This window comes from Gordonia sp. (in: high G+C Gram-positive bacteria) (genome assembly GCF_047606305.1).
In the GTDB taxonomy this organism is placed as follows: Bacteria; Actinomycetota; Actinomycetes; order Mycobacteriales; family Mycobacteriaceae; genus Gordonia.
Map to the genome: position 1 here is coordinate 1 of NZ_JASGER010000070.1, position 18,568 is coordinate 18,568.

Here is an 18,568-nt window from a genome sequence, read left to right on the forward strand (position 1 = left end):
CCTTCGCGCAGCGTCGCAAGACGCTGCGCGCCGCGCTCGCCGGGTGGGCAGGGTCGCCGGTGGAGGCCGAGGCGCGCCTGCGCGCGGCCGGCATCGATCCCTCGGCGCGGGGCGAGCGGCTCGACGTCGGCGACTTCGTCGCGCTCGCGCAGACTGCACTACCCTGACCTTTCGTGGCCGCCAACACCGACAGCTCCGGGTCGATCACCGCCCGTGCGGCGGCGAAGATCAACCTGCACCTGGGCGTCGGCGAGGCACGTGCGGACGGCTTTCACGAGCTGACGACGGTGTTCCAGGCCGTGTCGTTGTTCGACGACGTCACCGTCCGGCCGGCGGCCGCACTGTCCGTGCGGACGGTCGGGGAGGGCGCCGCCGACGTACCGGAGGACCCGGCACGGAACCTGGCCGCGCGCGCCGCCCTGCGGGTCGATCCCGATGCCCGCGTCGCCATCGAGATCGCCAAGACCATCCCGGTCGCCGGCGGCATGGCCGGCGGGAGTGCCGATGCCGCCGCCGCGCTCGTCGCGTGCACCCGCCTGTTCGGCGCCGATTGGGACCGGGCCGAGGTGATGGCCGCCGCCGCCGACCTCGGTTCCGACGTCCCGTTCTCGGTCCACGGCGGCACCGCGCTGGGAACCGGACGCGGCGAGGCGCTGGCGCCGGTTCTCTCGCGCGGCGACTACCACTGGGTGCTGGCGATCGCCAAGACCGGCCTGTCCACCCCCGAGGTCTTCGCCGAGCTGGACCGGCTGCGGGCCAAGGACGAGGCGACCGGGGAGACGACCCGCACGCCCGACGCCCTGTTGCGCGCGCTCGCCGGCGGTGACGTCGACGAGGTCGCCGGCCTGCTGCACAACGACCTCCAGCCGGCGGCGCTGTCCCTGCAGCCGGTGCTGCGCCGAACGCTGCGCGCGGGCACCGACGCCGGTGCGCTCGCCGGGATCGTCTCCGGCTCCGGTCCCACCTGCGCCTTCCTTTGCGCCGATGCCGAGTCGACCGTCCGGGTGGCCGCCGAACTGGCCGGTCGCGGCGTTGCGAAGTCGGTGCGCACCGCCCACGGCCCGGTTGCCGGGGCGCGAATCGTCTAAGCCGCCGGGCACCGTCGCGCTATCGTGCTTGCCATGCGCGTACTCAGCCTGTTCGTCGGATCCACCCTCGCGGCCTCGGCCCTCCTGGCGGCCACGGTGCCCGGCGCCTCGGCCGCTCCCGGGGTCGGCCGCGTCCTGGCGCAGTCGGCGGTGGCCGCCGACCGGCTGCCGAGTGGTGCCGCGCGGGGCGTGAAAGTCCTCTACACCACCCGTGACCAGCGCGGTCGTCCCGCGCAGAGCACGGGCGTCGTCTACTACCCGCGACGCCCGGCGCCGGCGGGACAGTGGAAGGTCGTGTCGTGGGCGCACGGCACGACCGGCATCTCGCCGAAATGCGCGCCCAGCGGGTTCTCCGGCGCGCGGCAGGACCACTTCCAGCCGAACATCGCCGGCGCCCTGCGGCGCGGCTACGTGGTCACGGCCACCGACTACATCGGACTGGGCGGCGGCGGCACCGCCGAATACCTCGGCGGTCGGTCGTCGGCCTACAACGTGATCGACATGGTGCGGGCCGCGCGCAACCTGGACCCGAAGATCGGGCGGCGTTGGGCCTCGCTGGGCCACTCGCAGGGCGGGCACGTCGCACTGTGGGCCGCCCGCGTCGCGCCGACCTACGCCCCCGAGCTTCCGATGGTGGGCGCGGTCGCCATGGCGCCGGCCAGCCAGATCGACACCTCGGTGACCCTCGTCCAGCAGCCCGGCCTGCCCAGCCTCGGCTCCTTCAACCAGATGTCGGCCTTCGGGATGTACGTGCTGAGCGGCCTGGACCACGTGTACCCGGATCTGCACGTGCGCGGCTACCTCACGCCCACCGGCCGCCGGTGGCTCGACCGCGTGTCGAACCTGTGCGTCGTGGACGCCGTCACCGCGATGAAGTCGGTGGCCCCGGGTTCGCTCTACACGAAGGCGACGGGCAGCTCCCCGCGCTTCCTGGCCGCCCTGCGCCACTACGGCGGGATCCCGGCCTCGGGCTTCCGCCGACCGGTGCGCCTGCAACAGGGGCTGGCCGACCCGATCGTTCCGGCGGTGGCCACCGTCGAGCTGCTCGACCAGCTCCGGTCCGGCGGCGTCGCGGTCTCGGCGGGGTGGTACCCCGGCGACCACCACGCGGTCACCCGTCAGTCGATGGCGAACACCATGGCGACCGTCGACGGGTACTTCCGCTAGGGCCGCTACAGTTGGCCCCGTGACCGCCCCGGCCAATCCCGTCCTGATCAACGCGGAGAAGATCAGCAAGAGCTTCGGGATCAAGCCGTTGCTGGCGGATGTGAGCGTCGGCGTGCACGCCGGTCAGCGGATCGGCGTCGTCGGCCTCAACGGCGGCGGCAAGACGACGCTGCTGGAGATCCTCGCCGGGATCACCGAGCCCGACGAGGGGCGGGTGTCCCGTGCGGGCGACGCCCGGCTCGCCACCGTCACCCAGCGCGGCGATCTACCGCCCGACGCCACCGTCGCCGAGGTCGTCGTCGGATCGTTGGGGGTCGCCGAGCACGAGTGGGCCGGCGACCCGCGGATCCGCGACGTCCTGTCGGGCATCGGGGTGGCCGACCTGCTGGACCGTCGGACGGGCGAGCTCTCCGGCGGTCAGCGGCGTCGGGTCGCCCTGGCCGCGGCGCTGGTCTCCGACGCCAACCTGCTGATCCTCGACGAGCCGACCAACCACCTGGACATCGAGGGCGCGGCCTGGCTCGCCGACCACCTCGTGGCCCGCGGCGACGCCGTCGTGGTCGTCACCCACGACCGCTGGTTCCTCGACACGGTCGCCCAACGGACCTGGGAGGTCCATTCCGGCCGCGTCGACGAGTACGAGGGCGGCTACAACGACTGGGTGTTCGCGCGGGCCGAGCGCTCCCGCCTGGCCGATGCCATGGAGGAGCGCCGCCGCAATCTCGCGCGCAAGGAGTTGGCGTGGCTGCGACGCGGGCCGCCCGCCCGCACGTCGAAGCCGAAGTACCGCATCGAGGCCGCCGAGAAGCTGATCGCCGACGTGCCGCCGCCGCGCGACACGGTGACGCTGTCCGCCTTCGCCAAGCGCCGACTGGGGCGGGTCGTGATCGAGTTGGAGGACGCCCGCCTCGTCACCCCGCCCGCGGCCGACGGGTCGTCGCAGGTGCTGCTGGAGGATCTGACCTGGCGGCTCACTCCGGGGGAGCGGATCGGCCTCGTCGGCGTCAACGGCTCGGGGAAGACCACTCTGCTGCGCGCCCTGGCCGGTGAGGTCCCGGTCGACCCAGGGCGGCGGATCGAGGGCAAGACGGTGTCGATCGGCTGGTTGCGCCAGGAGCTCGACGACCTCGACCCCGACCAGCGCGTGCTGGACGCGGTGGAATCGGTCGCGACCAGGATGATGGTCGGGGACAAGGAGTTGTCCGCCTCGCAGCTCGCGGAGCGGCTCGGCTTCTCACCCGCCCGCCAGCGCACCCCGGTCGGCGACCTGTCCGGCGGTGAGCGCCGCCGCCTGCAGCTCACCCGGGTGCTGATGGCCGAGCCGAACGTGCTGCTGCTCGACGAGCCGACCAACGACCTCGACATCGACACCTTGCAGCAGGTCGAGGACCTGCTCGACGGGTGGGCCGGCACGCTCGTGGTCATCAGTCACGACCGCTATCTGATCGAGCGCATCTGTGACTCGACGTGGGCGCTCCTCGGCGATGGGAAGTTGACCAACCTCCCGCGCGGGATCGAACAGTACTTGGAGCGCCGCGCGGCGTCGGCGGCCGCCGACTCGCGCCCGCAGAAGGCGGCGCCGGCGCGCACCGAGTCGCCGAAGACGTCCGCCGCCGAGCACCGCGACGCCCGCAAGGCGATGGGGAGGCTCGAGCGGCAGATCGACAAACTGTCCGCACGCGAGGAGAAGCTGCACGCCGATCTGGTCGACGCGGCCACCGATCCGCAGCGGCTCGTCGAGCTCGACACCGAGCTCAAGCGAATCGTCGCCGAGAAGGAGCAGGCCGAGCTCGAGTGGCTTGAGGCCGCCGAGCTGGCCGAATAGTCCGCTATCCCGCCGAGCGTGCCCAGATTTTCGCCGAGCGTGCCCAGTTTTTCGCCGAGTGGGCAGTCGGATCAGACGTCGTCGGTGGGTACCCAGTCGAAGGTCGCCGGATCCGGTCCGATGCGCCGGTTCTCGTCGAGGGCGTCGATCGCGGCGATGTCGGCGGCGTCGAGCCGCACGTCCTGCGCGTCGAAGTTCTCCTTGATCCGCGCGGGGCTGGACGCTTTGGGGAACACGATGTCGCCGCGCTGTAGGTGCCAGGCCAGCACGACCTGCGAGACCGGTCGACCCACGCGCCCGGCGATGTCGACGAGCTTCGGATCGTCGAAGACCTGGCCCTGTGCCAGCGGCGACCAGGCCTCGGTGGCGATGCCCAGCTTGGCGTTCGCGGTGCGCAACTCGTTCTGCGCGAAGTACGGATGGACCTCGATCTGGTTGACCGCCGGCACGACCGACCCGGGGCGGGAGGTGATGCGCTCGAGGTGATCGGCGTTGAAGTTCGAGACGCCGATCGACTTCGCCTTGCCTGAGCCGCGGACCTCGATCATCGCGTTCCACGTGTCCAGGTAGTCGATGTCGATCCCCGGCAGCGGCCAGTGGATCAGGAACAGGTCGACGAAGTCGAGGCCGAGCCGGTCGAGGGAGTCGTCGATCGAGGCGATGACCCGGTCGGGGGCGTGATTGTTGTTGTTGAGCTTGGTCGTGACGTACAGCTCGTCGCGCGCGATACCGCTCTCGGCGATGCCGCGGCCGACGCCGCTCTCATTGCCGTACATCTGTGCGGTGTCGATGTGCCGATAGCCGGCTTCGAGCGCCTCGACCACCCGCGGGTGGGCCTGCTCGTCGGGGATCTGCCAGGTGCCGAAGCCGAACTGGGGGATGGACGTGCCGTCGTTCAGGGTGATCAGAGCCATGCCGCCCACCCTAGCTAGCGGGCGCGTGCGACGTCGGGTCCCAGGCCCTGCTTGGCGACCCAGTCGTCGATGATCGCCATCGTCTTGGGCAGCGCGGGGCCGGCCGTCATGATGTGGTCCGAGCCGGGGACCTCCGCGTAGGTGCCGCGATCGCCGTAGCGTCGAACGGTCGCCTTGTTCATCGCGGGGAGGCAGCACTTGTCCTTCTCGCCCGCGATGACCAGCACCGGCTCGGTGATCGCTTCGAAGTCGACCTTCGCCTGCTTCTGGCCGTCGAAGGGCCACAGCGCCATCTGGCGGTAGACCTTGCCGGACTCCGCACACAGCTCGGCGTAGAACTCGTCGGACAGATCGGCGGGCAGCTCGTTGGCGATGTACTTGTCCCACGACTTCTTCGACACCGGGAACATCGGCTTGGAGCGCAGCCAGGTGAACAGGTACGGGCTCCACAGGACGGTCGTGGTCGGGTACTGGGCGAAGACGCCGGCGGCCGGGGCGGTGCCGATCAGGATCAGCGCCGGGCTCGCGACCTTCACCGCCAACAGCTGGGCGATCAGACCACCCAGCGAGTGACCGACGATGATCGGCTCGGTGGCCATCTCGCCGACGAGCTTCTGCAGGTAGTCGACGTAGTCCTCGAGGCCGAGCTTCGACACCTCGGCGGCCATCGCGTCGACGTCGATCTCGCTGGCCTTGCCGTGGCCGGGCAGCGTCGGGGCGTGCACGTTGTAGCCGCGCTTGGTCAGTTCGTCGGTCACGTAGTCCCAACTGGCGCTGCTGCCCCAGGTGCCGTGGATGAGCAGGACGTCTTGCTTGGTCATGCGGCAAGCCTATTCGCCCGACGGCGGGTTCACGCGCCGATCCACCCCGACCCGGTTCAGGAAGCCCTCGTCGTGGGACACCAGCACCAGCGCCCCCGACCATCGCGCGAGGGCGTCTGCCAGTACCTCGACGGTGTCGATGTCGAGGTTGTTGGTCGGCTCGTCGAGGATGAGCAGTTCCGGCGGCGGGTCGGCGACGAGGCCGATGGCCAGTGCGGCGCGCAACCGTTGCCCGCCCGACAGCGTGGCCACGGGTCGGTCACCGGCGTCGCCGCGCAGGCCCAGGCGCGCCAGCGAGGAGCGCAGCTCCTCGGCCGTCGCCTCCGGGTGCACGGCGTGGGCCGCCTGCGCGACGGTCAGATCCTCGTCGGCGAAGGTGATGGTCTGCGGGATGAAGCACCGGGGGACGACGATCGCGTCGGCGGCGAGAAGGTCGTTCAGCAGGGTGGTCTTGCCGGAACCGTTGGCGCCGATCAGTGCGACGCGCTCGGGGCCGTCGACGCGCAGGCGGTCGTCGACGATGATCTGTCGTCGCGGCGCGACCTCGACGTCGGGCAGGGTGATGACGGCGCGCCGGTCGCTGCGGACGGCCTCCCCCGCCTCGTCGAGGCGTTCCCGAGCCGCGGCCACGTCGTCGCGATGGCTGCCGGCGAGCTTGCCGGCCGACACCTGGGCGGCGTTCTTGCGTATTCCGGCGATGATCTTCGGAACCCGCTTCTCCACCTCCGCCTTGCGTGCGGTGCGCGCGCGGTGGGCGAGCTTGGTCTGTGCCTCGTCGAGCTCGCGGCGCTGCTTGGCGAGGTCGCCGGCGGCGTTGGCGACGGCCGCCGCCGCGGCCGCCTGCTCGGCCTCGAGCACTTCGCGGTACAGCGAATACGGCCCACCGACCGTCCGCAGGGAGACGGGTGCGGCGGGCCGGGGCCGGTGGAGCTCGCAGGTCGTCTCGACGCGCTCCAGCAGCTGGAGGTCGTGGCTGACGACGACCGCGCAGCGGCCGCTGGTGGCGGTGAACGAATCCAGCGCGTCGAACAGCAAGTCGCGGGCGCGGCGGTCGAGGTTGTTGGTGGGCTCGTCGAGCAACAGGATCGCCGGGCGCCGCCACAGGCAGCCGGCGAGCGCGACGAGAGTCCCCTCGCCCCCGGACAGTTCGGCAAGCCGACGGTCGAGCGGAAGGTCGGGGACGCCAAGCGCGTCGAGCTCGGCGCGGGCCCGCTGCGGCGCATCCCACTCGTCGCCGATGACGTCGAAGTCGTCGGGGTCGACCGACCCGGACTCGACGCGGTCGATGGCGTCGAGAATGGCCCCGACGCCCATCGCCGATGCGACCGTGGCGTGAGGGTCGGCGGCAGGTCGCTGGTCGAGCATCGCCACCGACCCGATGGTGTTGATCGATCCTGCGGTGGGGCGCAACTGTCCGGTGATCAGCCGCAGCAGGGTGGTTTTGCCGACGCCGTTCGACCCGACCAGCGAGGACAGTCCGGTCGGCAGGGTGGCCGTCAGCCCGGCGAAGACGGGTGTGCCGTCCGGCCACGCGAAGGCGACGTCGGACAGCGTGATGGCGGGGTTTGGTGGGGAAGACATCTGCAGCCGACGGTAGCCGCGCGATTGTCGGACCGAAACCGAATATCGGGGAGTCCACTCGGCGGAATTGATCGCCCACTCGGTGGAGTTTGATCGCCCACTCGGCGAGATTTGCCGCACACTCGGCGAATGGGCTCGGTGAACAGATGTACACTCAACACTATGACCACTGCTGAACGACGCACCGAGGTGCGCGCGCTCTCCGAGCTCGGGCTGACCGAGCTGGGCAAGGCGTCGACCGGGATCCACGAGACCCATCGGGCGATCTCCGACCGGATCTTCGGCGCCGTGCGCTGGGGCGTGGGCCCCGCCGTCGCACCGGTGAAGGCGGTGCACGACGCGATCACCGACGGCGTCTACCTGATCATCGACCAGTCCATGACCACCGCGGGCAAGGTCGGCGGGATGGCCGCCGACCTACCGTTGAAGCAGGCGCCGTCGTCGACGAAGGCCGGCGCGACGATCATCGCCGCGGTCAACGGACTCATCGGCGACGAGCTCGACGCCCGGCAGTCGCCGCTGGCCGAGCCGATGTCGATCCGCGTCGACGGGCAGCCGGTGTCGTTGACCCGCGACGGCCTCGCCGCCGCGTTCCCGTCCGCGACCGGCCGCCTCGTCGTCGCGCTGCACGGACTGGTGGAGACCGAGCACGCCTGGGCCCTCGGGGAGGCCGAGCCGTACGCCGAGCGGCTCGCCCGCGAGGGGGTCACCACCGTCTTCATCCGCTACAACACCGGTCGCCACATCTCGACCAACGGCCGCGACCTCGCCGAGCTGATCGACGAACTCGTCCGCCGGTGGCCGATACCGGTCGAGTCGATCGGTCTGCTCGGCCACTCGATGGGCGGTCTGGTCGCCCGCAGCGCGGCCCACTACGGCCGGGAGGCCGGCCACGCGTGGGTCCCGATGGTCCGCGCGAGCGTCTCCCTGGGCACCCCGCACCTCGGGGCGCCGCTGGAGAACCTCGCCCACCACGGCAGCGCCGGCCTGATGAGGCTGCCCGAGACCCGGGCCTTCGGGCGGCTGCTGCGCCGCCGCAGCGGCGGCATCCGCGACCTGCGGGCCGGGTCGCTCGTCGACGAGGACTGGACCGGCCGCGACCCCGACGACCTGGCGCGCGCGGTGGCCGCCGAGATCGAGCTGCTCCCGGGTGCCGAGCACTACTTCGTGTCCGCGACGCTCACCGGCAATCCGCGCAACCCACTGGCCCGCGTCGTCGGCGACGGGCTGGTGTTGCACCACAGCGCCAGTGGTCGCAACTCGGCGCGGCGCATCGGCTTCGACCCGCGCAACGGCATGCACCTGGGCCGGTCGAACCACTTCACTCTCCTCAACGACGACCGCGTCGGGGACAAGCTCCTCGAGTGGTTGACCTGAACCCTCAGCCGCCGAACAGCAGCCAGAGGCCGGTGAACGTGTAGCCGACCATCAGCAGCATCAAGGCCAGCTGCCCGGTCAGGTGATGACGCTTGGGCAGGATGCGCAGCGCGGCGTCGTGTGCGGCGACGACCGCCAACAGGTGCCCGACGACGATCGCGGCGACGGCCAGCACCGACCCGAGCGTCGGGTGGTCGGTGAACGGCGTCCACGCCGCCGGCTCGTCGGCGCCGAACGCGGTCAGCCACGAGTGCAGGACCTCTTGGCCGTCCTCGACGAAGTACTTCGCGTAGTGCGCGACGAGGTAGCCGACCGCGATGGGGATCAGGGTGTGCGCCATCTTGCCGGGGATGGACAGGCGCCGCTCGCGGGTGACGCCGCCGACGGCCATCGTGGCCAGCCAGAAGCTCACGCCGACGACCACGACGAACAGCAGCAGGATCGCCGTCCGCGCGGGGATGCCGGTCGCGCGGTGGGTGGCCGACCAGGCATCGAACGCGGTCGAGCCGAGGAGCACCGCGATCACGGCGACGGCACCGGCTCCCGTGCGGTAGGTCGACAGGCCGCACAGGGGGTTGCGCAGCACCAGCTCGCGCGACGAGGCGTCGCGCGCCAGCGGGCTCATCGTCGCGATGACTCCGCTGTACACCTCGAACGGCTCTGCCCGCGCGAACCACCGGTCGCCGAAGACGATCGCACCGGCCGCGGTGACGACGAGATAGGCCAGGCACCACCAGGCGACCGCGGCGACGCCCTTGTGCACGACGGCCAGTTCGAGCCAGACGAAGGCGAACAGACCGACTGCCGCGGGCCAACGCCCCAGCCACGACGGGTAGGGGCGCAGGCCGCGTGCGGGGGAGCGGTGCAGTGCGGTGCACACCAAGCGGTGCAGGGTCCGCACCGGGGAGACGACCTTGCCGATCGGGCCGAAGACCAGCGATGCGGGGACGAGGCCGACCCAGAGCCAGATGAAGAACGTGCCGACGAGCGGGTTGTCGTGCTGGTGGCGCGCGGTGAACCCGACCACGAGTGCGCCGACGGCGAGCACCAGTCCGAGAACGCCCAGCGCCTCGCGGACGCCGCGGGCATCGGCGAACCGGGTGAGGCGCGGCAGCACGGCCCAATGCTTGGCGGGGTCCAACCGGGGTGTCTTCCAGGCGAACGCGAGCACCAGGAAGGAGATGGCCAGCGCCCACGAGCCGCCGATGAGCGCGTAGGTGATGTCGACCGGGAAGGCGGCAGCCTCACCGGTGCCGTGCGCGAGGATCCGCGTCATCGGTCCTCTCCCCGGTCGTCGGTGGACTCGTCGAGCTGGCGGTCGTCTTCGTCGAGCATCTCGTCCTCGTCGAGGAAGGGCTGATCGTCGTGCTCGTCGTCGCCGCGGCGACGGTCGCGCACGACCATCGCCACGATGACGCCGACGACGATGAACGCGGGAACGAAGGCCGGCAGCGCCAGGACCACCGAGTGATCCGCCAGGTAGACGGTCCTCATCGGGTGGTCACGCGTCGACGGGTTCGGGTTCGTCCGACTTGCGGTGCACCTTGCCGCGGCCGCTGCCCTGGAACTTGAGCGGGCGCTGGTCCGGCCGCGGGAAGTAGGCGGCGTTGATGCGCGCCGCACCCCAGCTCAGGAGCCAGATGAGCAGGATCGTCATGGCCGCGACGGCCCAGGTGGCGACGGAGAAGTACCACGACGGGTGGTCGAACTTGCGCTCGCGCTGCAGCATGTCGAGCTCGCGGGTCAGCGGGCGCTCGATGTGCGGGGTGGCGCTCACCTCGGCCGCACCGATGCCGGGGTCGCCGGCCATGAAGATCGGCGCCGCGGTCAGCGTCTTGCCGTCCTGGATGCGCAGCACCGTCTTCCACGAGCCCGACACCGGGACCGCCGTGGTGGAGCGGTACTTGCCCGGGCCGACCTTGGCCAGGCGGTCGACGACCAGCCCGCGCAGGTGGTCGCCGGCGCCCTGCCAGGCGAGGATGTTGACCCACTCGGGGTCGTCGCTGATCAGGTTGTCCGGTGTGATCTGCACGTCGGCGGTGACCATCCGGAAGCCGTCGACCGACGGGGCCTCGGTGAGGTTGATGATGGCCTTGCCGTTCTGCGGCACGGTGTAGTTCAGGCCCCACAGGGTGGCGCCGGCGATCGTGAGGATCATCGCGACCACGATCGAGCGGCGGATGACGGGGGCGGGCAGCGGCTTGGGCTGCAGCGCGCGGACGAAGAGTCCGGCGGTCAGGCCGACGATGACGCCGACCGGGATGCACAGGGCCAGCAGTTCCGGCCACATCCCCTTCGGCCACGGCACCACATAGTTCCAGCGCACCCAGAACGACTCCAGGAAGGCGCCGACGGTGGCGCCGGCCAAGCCGACGACCGCACCGAAGGCAAGGGCGTTCTCGCGCAGACGGGGGATGAGGGCCAGCACCTCGACGATGACGGCGATGCCCAGGTAGAGCGGGAACGTGTTGGTCGGCTCGCCCAGGATGGGGCCGACGAAGACCGCCACCGCGCCGCGGATCAGGAAGGCGAAGGCCACCGCGATCAGCGTCGCGCCGGTCCCGGCCCACAGGCGGGCCACCACCAGGGCGAAGACGCCGGCGGCGACCATCAGCATCGGCTGGAAGACCAACCGGAACTGCTCGATGCCGAAGTCGAACTCCACCTGAAAGACCGAGAGGCCGATGAGGAGACCGCCGCAGGCGACCGCCTGGGTGAACCGGGTCATGCGGTCACCGGTGAGCCATTTGGGGATCTCGAAGCCGAGGAACGCCGGGGCATCGCCCTGCGGCACCTGCTTCTTCTGTCGACTCCGCGTGGCGGCGAGGTAGCCCTCGTGCATGAGCAGGATCACCGCGATGAGCGAGAATCCCGCGCCACCGATGAGCATGAGGTGAGTGGGCCCCCAGAGGGTGACGTCTTGGCCGAACATGCGGTGCCAGATGTCGTCGAGCGGGAAGCCTATCAGCGCGTACAGGCCGCAGGCCGCGAGCAGGATGCCCGCGGTCGGGGTGTACCACGTGCGGGTGATCTTCACCGCGGCCATGCCGGGCTTGGCGATGGAGCCGTCGTCGTTGCGCGGCAGGATCATCGCGAGGGCGCCGGCGATGAAGAGGAAGAACAGCCCGACCAGGATGAAGTAGTGCGCCGGGTTGGCCAGCGGGCCGTCGTCGCGACCGCGGCCGACGTGCAGGCTGACGTCCCAGATGAAGCCGAGGAAGGCGGTGAGGATGGTGGTGATGAACAGGAACAGCGGGATCACCGACCAGGTGGGGCGCTCGCCGATCCGGCCCAGCCAGCCCGCCCACTCCTGGAGCCAGTCGGACTTGTAGGAGCGGTGCCGATAGGCGATCCACAGCAGGACGATCGACACGACGCCGGCGGCGGCCGTCATCCCGAAGACCTGGTCCAACGCGGCGCCGCCGCCCTTGTCGGCGGCGATCACGGCGGTGTCGGTGAGACTCGCGGCGTACATCTCGAGTGTCTGCATTGGATGAGTATGGCACAAAGCGGACAGTTCTTTAACAACAAACATTGTCATGGTTTGCGGCTCCGGGATTGCTGCCCGCACGGTCGGTAGGGTGTCCCCATGTCTGCTATCGAATCGGCGGTCTCCGGTGGTGTCGGCGAGATCGTTTTGAACCGGCCCACAGCACTCAACGCACTCGACCAGTCGATGATCGACGACATGCTGCCGGTCCTGCGGGAGTGGGCCGACGATCCGGCGGTGGAGACCGTGCTGGTCACCTCGGGCACCGACCGGGCGTTCTGCGCCGGCGGAGACATCCGCGCGATCCGCGACTCCGCGCTCGCGCAGGACGCCGCCGCGATCACCCGCTACTTCAGTTCGGAGTACACGCTCGACCAGCTGATCGCGAACTATCCCAAGCCCTACGTCGCGCTCATCGACGGCGCGGCGATGGGCGGCGGGCTGGGCATCAGCGTGCACGGCGAGGTTCGCGTGGTCACCGAGAAGGCGCTCATCGCGATGCCCGAGACCGCGATCGGCTTCTTCCCGGACATCGGCTCGACGTACTTCCTGCCGCGACTGCCCGCCGGCGTCGGCAAGTGGTTGGGCCTGACCGGCGCGCGCATCCGTGGTGCGCAGGCGGTGCAGGTGGGACTGGCCACCCATGCGGTCGCGTCGGAGGCGATCGGCGACCTGGCCGCGGCGATCCGCGCGGGCACCCCGCTGGGTGAGGCGCTGGCGGCCGCTCCGCCCGCTCCGCCCGCCGACGACCTGCCGCTGCGGTCCATCGCCGACTACTTCGGCGGCAACGACCCGGTGCCCGCGATCATTGGCGGGCTGCGCGGCGGTGACGACTGGGCGCGCGAGACCGCGGCGCTCATGGACAACTGCTCGCCGACGAGTCTTCTGGTCACGGCCGAGATGATCGACCTCGGCTCGGGCAGCTCACTGGACCAGTGCTTCGACCGCGAACTGCACGCGGCCGAGCAGATCACCGCCACCCACGACTTCGCCGAGGGGGTGCGCGCGGTCCTCGTCGACAAGGACCGCGACCCGCACTTTCAGCCGGCCTCGATCGACGACGTCGATCCGGCCGTCGTGCGGCGAATCGTCGGCGAGTAGCCGAGCGCGACTAGGGCTTCACCTCGAACCACCCGGACAGGTGGGTCGACTCCGGTGCCGGCTGACCCGTCGGCGCGGGTGTCGGCGCGGGCGCGCCGGGCGCCCCGGGTGTCGGCGGCTCGTCCTTGTCCTCGTCGGGATTGCGGGCGGCGTCGTTCGGGGCGAGGGGGTTCTCCCGCATCGGGACCGCACCCGCGCAGGAGAAGTGTCCCGCCCCGCGCATCGCCGACATGGCGACGATCTTGAGCGGGCAACCGCTCGCGAGGTAGTACTTGCCGCCCAATGACAGCCCGATGTCGGCGGGGAAGGACTCCACCAGCGGGCCCACCTTGGGGATGTCGGGGCCGAGCGGGGGCAGCACGCCGCCGGTGAGCGAGACGACCGGGAAGGAGATCTGGCCGCCGTCGCCGCCCGCGCCGCGGAAGGTGAACAGCATCCCGTCCGGCGGGACCTCCGGCGACGCCGGTCCCCACTTCTTCAGCGAGACGCACTCCTCGTCAACGGGCTTCGTCGACGCCGGGGGGTTGTCCACGGTCACGACGTCGGCCGGTCGCTGCGGGTCGTAGGTGGCCGGCGGTGCCTGCCACTGCGGCGCGGGCTGTTGCCACTGTGGGGCCGGTTGCTGCCACTGGGGCGCGGGCTGTTGCCACTGGGGTGCGGGCTGTTGCCACTGTGGGGCCGGTTGCTGCCACTGGGGCGCCGGCGGGGGCGGGGCGACAGGCGGGGCCGGGGGAACGGGCGGTGGTGGTGGCGGTGGCGGGGGTGCCGGCGCCGGCCGCGGCTTGCGGTCCTTGGGAATCGCGACGAGCATCTCGCCGCGGGTGAAGTTGAGGTTCAACGCCGAGCGGTAGATGCGACCGTCGGCCGGGATCTTCTGACAGTCGGCGACGGCTTCGCGGGCGGTGCCGGCCTTGGACGGCACCGGTGAACTGGGGCCCGACTGTGGGTCGCCGGTGGCACAGCCCGACACGGCGACGAGGACGGCGGCCGCGGCGGCGGTGCCGAGGAGCGTGCGGGGCGGCGGCTGGGCGCGCATCAGTCGGCCGCCGCCACGAGGGGTTCGAGAGTCAAGTCCGGGTGCTCCTTCTCGATGAACTGCAGCCGCCACTTGTCGCTGAACAGGGCCAGCAGGGCGCCATCGGTGCGGGTGAAGACCTCGACGCCGCGCTGGCGGTCGAGCTCGGGGGAGCTGGTGTCGTCGGTACGGCGGGCCAGCGAATAGCCGAGGGGTTCCAGGTCGGTCTCCACGGTGAACTCGGCGAGCATCCGGGCCGTCACGACCTCGAACTGCATCGGTCCGACGGCCGCCAGCACCGGCGAGGCGTCGCCACGGGTGTTGTTGCGCAACACCTGCACCACGCCCTCGGATTCGAGCTGGTCCATCGCCTTGCGGAACTGCTTGTACTTGCCGGCCGACCGGGCGCGCAGCGTCGCAAAGTGCTCGGGGGCGAAGGAGCCGATCGGCGGGAACTCGACGCGTGGGCCGTCGTACAGGGTGTCACCGGGCGCCAGCGCCGTCGCGTTGACGAGGCCGACGACGTCGCCGGGATAGGCGGTGTCGACGGTGGAACGATCGCGCCCGAAGACCGCCTGGGCGTACTTCGTCGCGAACGGTCGACCGGTCTGCGCGTGCGTCACGACCATCCCGCGCTCGAATTCGCCGGAGACGATCCGCATATAGGCCAGGCGGTCGCGGTGGCTGGAGTCCATGCCGGCCTGCACCTTGAACACCACGGCCGAGAAGGGGTCGGTGACCTCGCGGACCGTGCCGTCGACGTCCGCGCGGCCGGCGGGCGCCGGTGCCAGCTCGACGAGGGCCTCGAGCAGTTGGCGCACGCCGAAGTTGAGCATCGCCGAGGTGAAGATCATCGGGGAGGTCTCCCCGGCCAGGAACATCTCCTGGTCGTGGTCCTGGCCCATCTCGCTCAGCAGCTCACTCTCCTCGACCGCGGCGGTCCAGGCGTCGCCCTCGGTCGCGGCGGCCCGCTGCGCGTCGAGGAGTTCCTCCGGCGCGATCTTGGCTCCACCGGCGGTGCGGGAGAACTTGATGTACGTGCCGCTGCGACGGTCGAGCAGACCGCGGAAGTCGCCGGCGATGCCGACCGGCACGTACAGCGGGGTCGGGGTGAGGCCGATGCGTTCGGAGATCTCGTCGATCAGCTCCAGCGGCGTCTGGCCGGGGCGGTCCCACTTGTTGATGACGGTGATCACCGGGATGCCGCGGTGGCGGCACACCTGGAACAGCTTGAGGGTCTGCGGCTCGAGCCCCTTGGCGGCGTCGATGAGCATTACCGCGGCGTCGACGGCGGTCAGGACGCGGTAGGTGTCCTCGGAGAAATCGGCGTGGCCGGGGGTGTCCACGAGGTTGATGACGTGGGGTTCATCGACCCGCTCGCCGGCGCTCCCGGCGTAGGCGGCTTCGACGTCGTCGTCGGGATCGTCGTTGCCCAGCCCGGTCGGCGTGTAGTTGAACTGCAGCGCCGTCGAGCTCACCGAGATGCCGCGCGCCTTCTCCATCTCCATCCAGTCCGAGACCGTGGCCTTGCGACCGGCCTTGCCGTGGACGGCGCCAGCCTCGCTGATCATCCGCGCGTGCAGCGCCAGCGCCTCGGTCATCGTCGACTTGCCCGCGTCGGGGTGGGAGATGATGGCGAAGGTGCGCCGCCGCCGGACCTCGCGCGCAACGGTGTCGGGGCTGGAACTCACCCGTCGAGAATACCGGTCGCGCTGCGGTGGCCCGCCGCCCGCATTGTTTCAATCGTGCGGATCGCTCGGTCGATCGTCTGCTCGAAGAGGTCGTCGGCCGATCGCGCTGGTAGGTGCAGTGCACGCCGTGACAGCGGCGCGGGGGCATCGGGGTGGGTGTCGAGCCACGGCGCCGGGACGGGCGCGGTCAGGGTTGTGCGCTGCTGCTCCGATGCGCGGTCGTAGCCGTAATCGACGATCAGGGCGAAACCGAACACGTCGGTGAGGAATTGTTGCTGCCACACCAGCGCGTCCGACAGTGACAGGCCGAGCGAGGTCAGCGAGGCGAGGAGCTGTTCGGGAAGAAGGATTCGATCCTCTGGCAGTTCGGTCGGGCTGACGGTCTCTTCCAGAAAGAAGAGGACCCCCCGCCCGATCTGTCGGTAGGCGGCCCTGGTGCCGAGGTAGAGGGCCCGCACACCGGTCCGCCAATCGTCGACGTCGAAGGAGTGGTCGACGTGCAGGTCGAGGATCCGCGCCGCAACGAGGTCGATCACCTGCTGCCGGTCGGTGACGTGACGGTAGAGCGCTCGGACCGTGACGCCGAGTGATTGGGCGAGAGAGCGCATGGTGAGCGCAGAGAACCCCTCGTTGCTGACAAGTTGCATCGCCGCTTCGATGATCGTGTCACGGGTGAGCGGCGGGTAGGGCCCGTCGTTGCTCGGTCGGCCGCGCGGCCTGATGGGGCGCCCGGTGCCTGCTGCCATGGCCCGAGGCTACAACGTTCAACAAAATACACGATGCGTTGACTTATTTGGGTCCGCCCTCTAGCCTCCATGAGGCAAGCCAAGCCTTACTCATGGCAGGTGGGAACACAAAGGAGGAGTTCGATGATCTCAAGACTGACGGTGGCGAGTCTCGCGGCACTGGGGCTGGGGCTGGGGCTGGCCGCCCCGGCGACCGCGGACACGACGACGCGGCAGACGACGGCCAGCGATCTGTACGTGCGGGCCGAGAAGCCGTCGGCAAAGCAGCTTGAGGCACAGTATGCGGCGATGTGGAACCCGTCGTTGCCCGAGGCGCCCAAGCTGGCGAACACCTACCGCGGCGACACGCCCGCCGTGCGCAAGAACGCCAAGCAGATGAGCTCCTTCAGCCGGACTTATGACCTGATGTCGGTCAACATGCGCGCTGTCGGAGCGCCGGTGATCAGTGGACCCAGGATGCGACTGGCCTTCGTGGGCGTTCTCGCCGGCTTCCCCGCCCAGCGACTCTCGGGCAACTACGTCCGCGATGACGGGCGCTGGAAGATCGACTGGAAGGCCACCTGCGCCTCGATGGGCGGATGCAACGGCAACCCCAACTGGGGGTATTAAGCCAAAGCCACCCGGCAGCACCGTCCTGCAGAAGATCGGCAATGAGCGCCGGGAAGGCTTCGCCGGGTTAGCGGCCGATCACTCGAACGGGACCGGCGGCATCTTCACGACCTGGGCCGCGTAGCTCAGGCCGGCGCCGTAGCCGAGGAGCAGGGCGGTGTCGCCGGGCTTGGCCTTGCCGGTCGACAGCAGGTCCTCCATGGCCAGCGGGATCGAGGCGGCCGACGTGTTGCCGGTGTGCTCGATGTCGTTGGCGACGACTGCGGCCTCCGGCAGCTTCAGGCTCTTGGCGAGCAGCTCGTTGATGCGCGAATTCGCCTGGTGCGGGACGAAGACGTCGAGGTCGGCGACGTCGACCTTGGCGACGTCGAGTGCGCGCTGGGCGGCCTTGCCCATCTCGAAGGCGGCCCAGCGGAACACGCTGGTGCCCTCCATGCGCAGGTACGGACGTTTGGCGTGATCGTCGGAGTCGATGTACTCGATCCAGTTGATGTCCTGCCGGATGGCGTCGAACTGCGAGCCGTCGCTGCCCCAGACCACCGGGCCGAGCTGCTGGTCCTCGGTCGGTCCCACGACGACCGCGCCGGCGCCGTCGCCGAAGATGAAGCAGATGCCGCGGTCGTTCATGTCCATGGTGATGGACAGCTGCTCGGAGCCGATGACCAAGACGTGCGACGCGCTGCCGCCGCGGACCATGTCCGAGGCGATCGACATCGCGTAGCCGAAACCGGCGCAGCCGACGGTGACGTCGAAGGCGGGGACGCCGTTGGCGCCGAGCGCGGTGGCGACGGCGGTCGCCGCGGCCGGGGTCAGCAGCAGGTGGGTGTTGGTGGCGACGATGACGGCGTCGATGTCCGAGCCGTTCAACAGGGCGTTGGCGATGGCCTTGCGGCCGGCGTCGATCGCCATGTCCATCGCGGTCTCGTCGTGACGCGCGAAGCGGCGCGTCTTGATGCCGGTGCGCGTGAAGATCCACTCGTCCGAGGAGTCGATGTTCTCGCAGATCTCGTCGTTGGTGACCACGCGCTCGGGACGATACGCCCCGATCCCGAGGATGCCGATGTTGCGAGTGCCGGTGACTTCGGCGAGTTCGACCATGTGTGGGTGCCTTCCGTGTTCCCCGAAAAATGCTCATCCCACCGT

The 18,568-nt window shown here is 70.4% G+C and carries 16 protein-coding genes and 1 pseudogene; 7 read left to right on the top strand and 10 right to left on the bottom strand.

All coding sequences use genetic code 11. The annotated features are described in order from the left end of the window. From QM634_RS11075 to QM634_RS11090, 4 genes and pseudogenes are all read left to right on the top strand, one after another. Positions 1–167, top strand: a pseudogene (locus tag QM634_RS11075) (16S rRNA (adenine(1518)-N(6)/adenine(1519)-N(6))-dimethyltransferase); the annotation flags it as partial. A gap of 6 nt (positions 168–173) precedes the next feature. Continuing rightward, positions 174–1,088, top strand: a complete 915-nt coding sequence (locus QM634_RS11080; protein ID WP_415042839.1) for a 4-(cytidine 5'-diphospho)-2-C-methyl-D-erythritol kinase — start codon at positions 174–176, stop codon at positions 1,086–1,088. A gap of 33 nt (positions 1,089–1,121) precedes the next feature. Continuing rightward, a complete protein-coding gene (locus tag QM634_RS11085; RefSeq protein ID WP_415042840.1) occupies positions 1,122–2,255 on the top strand; it encodes a lipase family protein in 1,134 nt (377 codons plus the stop codon). A gap of 19 nt (positions 2,256–2,274) precedes the next feature. Next, complete coding sequence (locus QM634_RS11090) at positions 2,275–4,080, top strand: ABC-F family ATP-binding cassette domain-containing protein (RefSeq protein WP_415042841.1); 1,806 nt, start codon at positions 2,275–2,277, stop codon at positions 4,078–4,080. Between the two features lie 71 nt (positions 4,081–4,151). Here QM634_RS11090 and QM634_RS11095 read toward each other — a convergent pair whose 3' ends face one another. Genes QM634_RS11095 through QM634_RS11105 form a run of 3 tightly spaced genes read right to left on the bottom strand, consistent with a single transcriptional unit; the run spans position 4,152 to position 7,396 of the window. Next, a complete protein-coding gene (locus QM634_RS11095) occupies positions 4,152–4,994 on the bottom strand; it encodes an aldo/keto reductase (protein ID WP_415042842.1) in 843 nt (280 codons plus the stop codon). A gap of 14 nt (positions 4,995–5,008) precedes the next feature. Continuing rightward, positions 5,009–5,815, bottom strand: a complete 807-nt coding sequence (locus tag QM634_RS11100; protein ID WP_415042843.1) for an alpha/beta hydrolase — start codon at positions 5,813–5,815, stop codon at positions 5,009–5,011. A gap of 9 nt (positions 5,816–5,824) precedes the next feature. Further along, positions 5,825–7,396 carry an ATP-binding cassette domain-containing protein gene (locus QM634_RS11105; RefSeq protein ID WP_415042844.1) on the bottom strand — a complete coding sequence of 524 codons (1,572 nt, stop codon included), beginning with the start codon at positions 7,394–7,396 and terminating at the stop codon, positions 5,825–5,827. 162 nt (positions 7,397–7,558) lie between these two features. On the opposite strand from QM634_RS11105, the gene QM634_RS11110 reads away from it, so the two are divergent. Further along, on the top strand, positions 7,559–8,773 hold the full coding sequence (locus tag QM634_RS11110) for an esterase/lipase family protein (protein ID WP_415042845.1): 1,215 nt from the start codon (positions 7,559–7,561) through the stop codon (positions 8,771–8,773). A 4-nt stretch (positions 8,774–8,777) separates the two neighbouring features. On the opposite strand, the gene QM634_RS11115 is transcribed toward QM634_RS11110, so the two are convergent. From QM634_RS11115 to QM634_RS11125, 3 genes are read right to left on the bottom strand one after another with little or no spacing between them, the layout of a single operon-like run. Further along, positions 8,778–10,049, bottom strand: a complete 1,272-nt coding sequence (locus tag QM634_RS11115) for a hypothetical protein (protein ID WP_415042846.1) — start codon at positions 10,047–10,049, stop codon at positions 8,778–8,780. After that, a complete protein-coding gene (locus QM634_RS11120; protein ID WP_415042847.1) occupies positions 10,046–10,267 on the bottom strand; it encodes a hypothetical protein in 222 nt (73 codons plus the stop codon). The genes QM634_RS11115 and QM634_RS11120 overlap by 4 nt, the downstream gene beginning before the upstream one ends. A 7-nt stretch (positions 10,268–10,274) precedes the next feature. Continuing rightward, complete coding sequence (locus tag QM634_RS11125; protein ID WP_415042867.1) at positions 10,275–12,248, bottom strand: hypothetical protein; 1,974 nt, start codon at positions 12,246–12,248, stop codon at positions 10,275–10,277. Positions 12,249–12,362: 114 nt separating this feature from the next. On the opposite strand from QM634_RS11125, the gene QM634_RS11130 reads away from it, so the two are divergent. After that, positions 12,363–13,364: an enoyl-CoA hydratase/isomerase family protein gene (locus tag QM634_RS11130; RefSeq protein ID WP_415042848.1), complete on the top strand. Its 1,002-nt coding sequence runs from the start codon at positions 12,363–12,365 to the stop codon at positions 13,362–13,364. Positions 13,365–13,374: 10 nt separating this feature from the next. On the opposite strand, the gene QM634_RS11135 is transcribed toward QM634_RS11130, so the two are convergent. Genes QM634_RS11135 through QM634_RS11145 form a run of 3 tightly spaced genes read right to left on the bottom strand, consistent with a single transcriptional unit; the run spans position 13,375 to position 16,816 of the window. Next, a complete protein-coding gene (locus tag QM634_RS11135; protein WP_415042849.1) occupies positions 13,375–14,400 on the bottom strand; it encodes a hypothetical protein in 1,026 nt (341 codons plus the stop codon). Beyond that, positions 14,400–16,070, bottom strand: a complete 1,671-nt coding sequence (locus tag QM634_RS11140; protein WP_415042850.1) for a peptide chain release factor 3 — start codon at positions 16,068–16,070, stop codon at positions 14,400–14,402. The genes QM634_RS11135 and QM634_RS11140 overlap by 1 nt, the downstream gene beginning before the upstream one ends. Further along, positions 16,067–16,816: a TetR/AcrR family transcriptional regulator gene (locus tag QM634_RS11145; protein ID WP_415042851.1), complete on the bottom strand. Its 750-nt coding sequence runs from the start codon at positions 16,814–16,816 to the stop codon at positions 16,067–16,069. Before QM634_RS11145 ends, QM634_RS11140 begins: the two co-directional genes overlap by 4 nt. A gap of 123 nt (positions 16,817–16,939) precedes the next feature. On the opposite strand from QM634_RS11145, the gene QM634_RS11150 reads away from it, so the two are divergent. Then, positions 16,940–17,425, top strand: coding sequence for a hypothetical protein (locus QM634_RS11150; RefSeq protein WP_415042852.1), 486 nt, complete (start codon positions 16,940–16,942; stop codon positions 17,423–17,425). A gap of 78 nt (positions 17,426–17,503) precedes the next feature. Here the strand turns inward: QM634_RS11150 and QM634_RS11155 are convergent, their stop codons facing one another. Further along, complete coding sequence (locus QM634_RS11155; RefSeq protein ID WP_415042853.1) at positions 17,504–18,523, bottom strand: beta-ketoacyl-ACP synthase III; 1,020 nt, start codon at positions 18,521–18,523, stop codon at positions 17,504–17,506. Positions 18,524–18,568 lie beyond the last annotated feature (45 nt).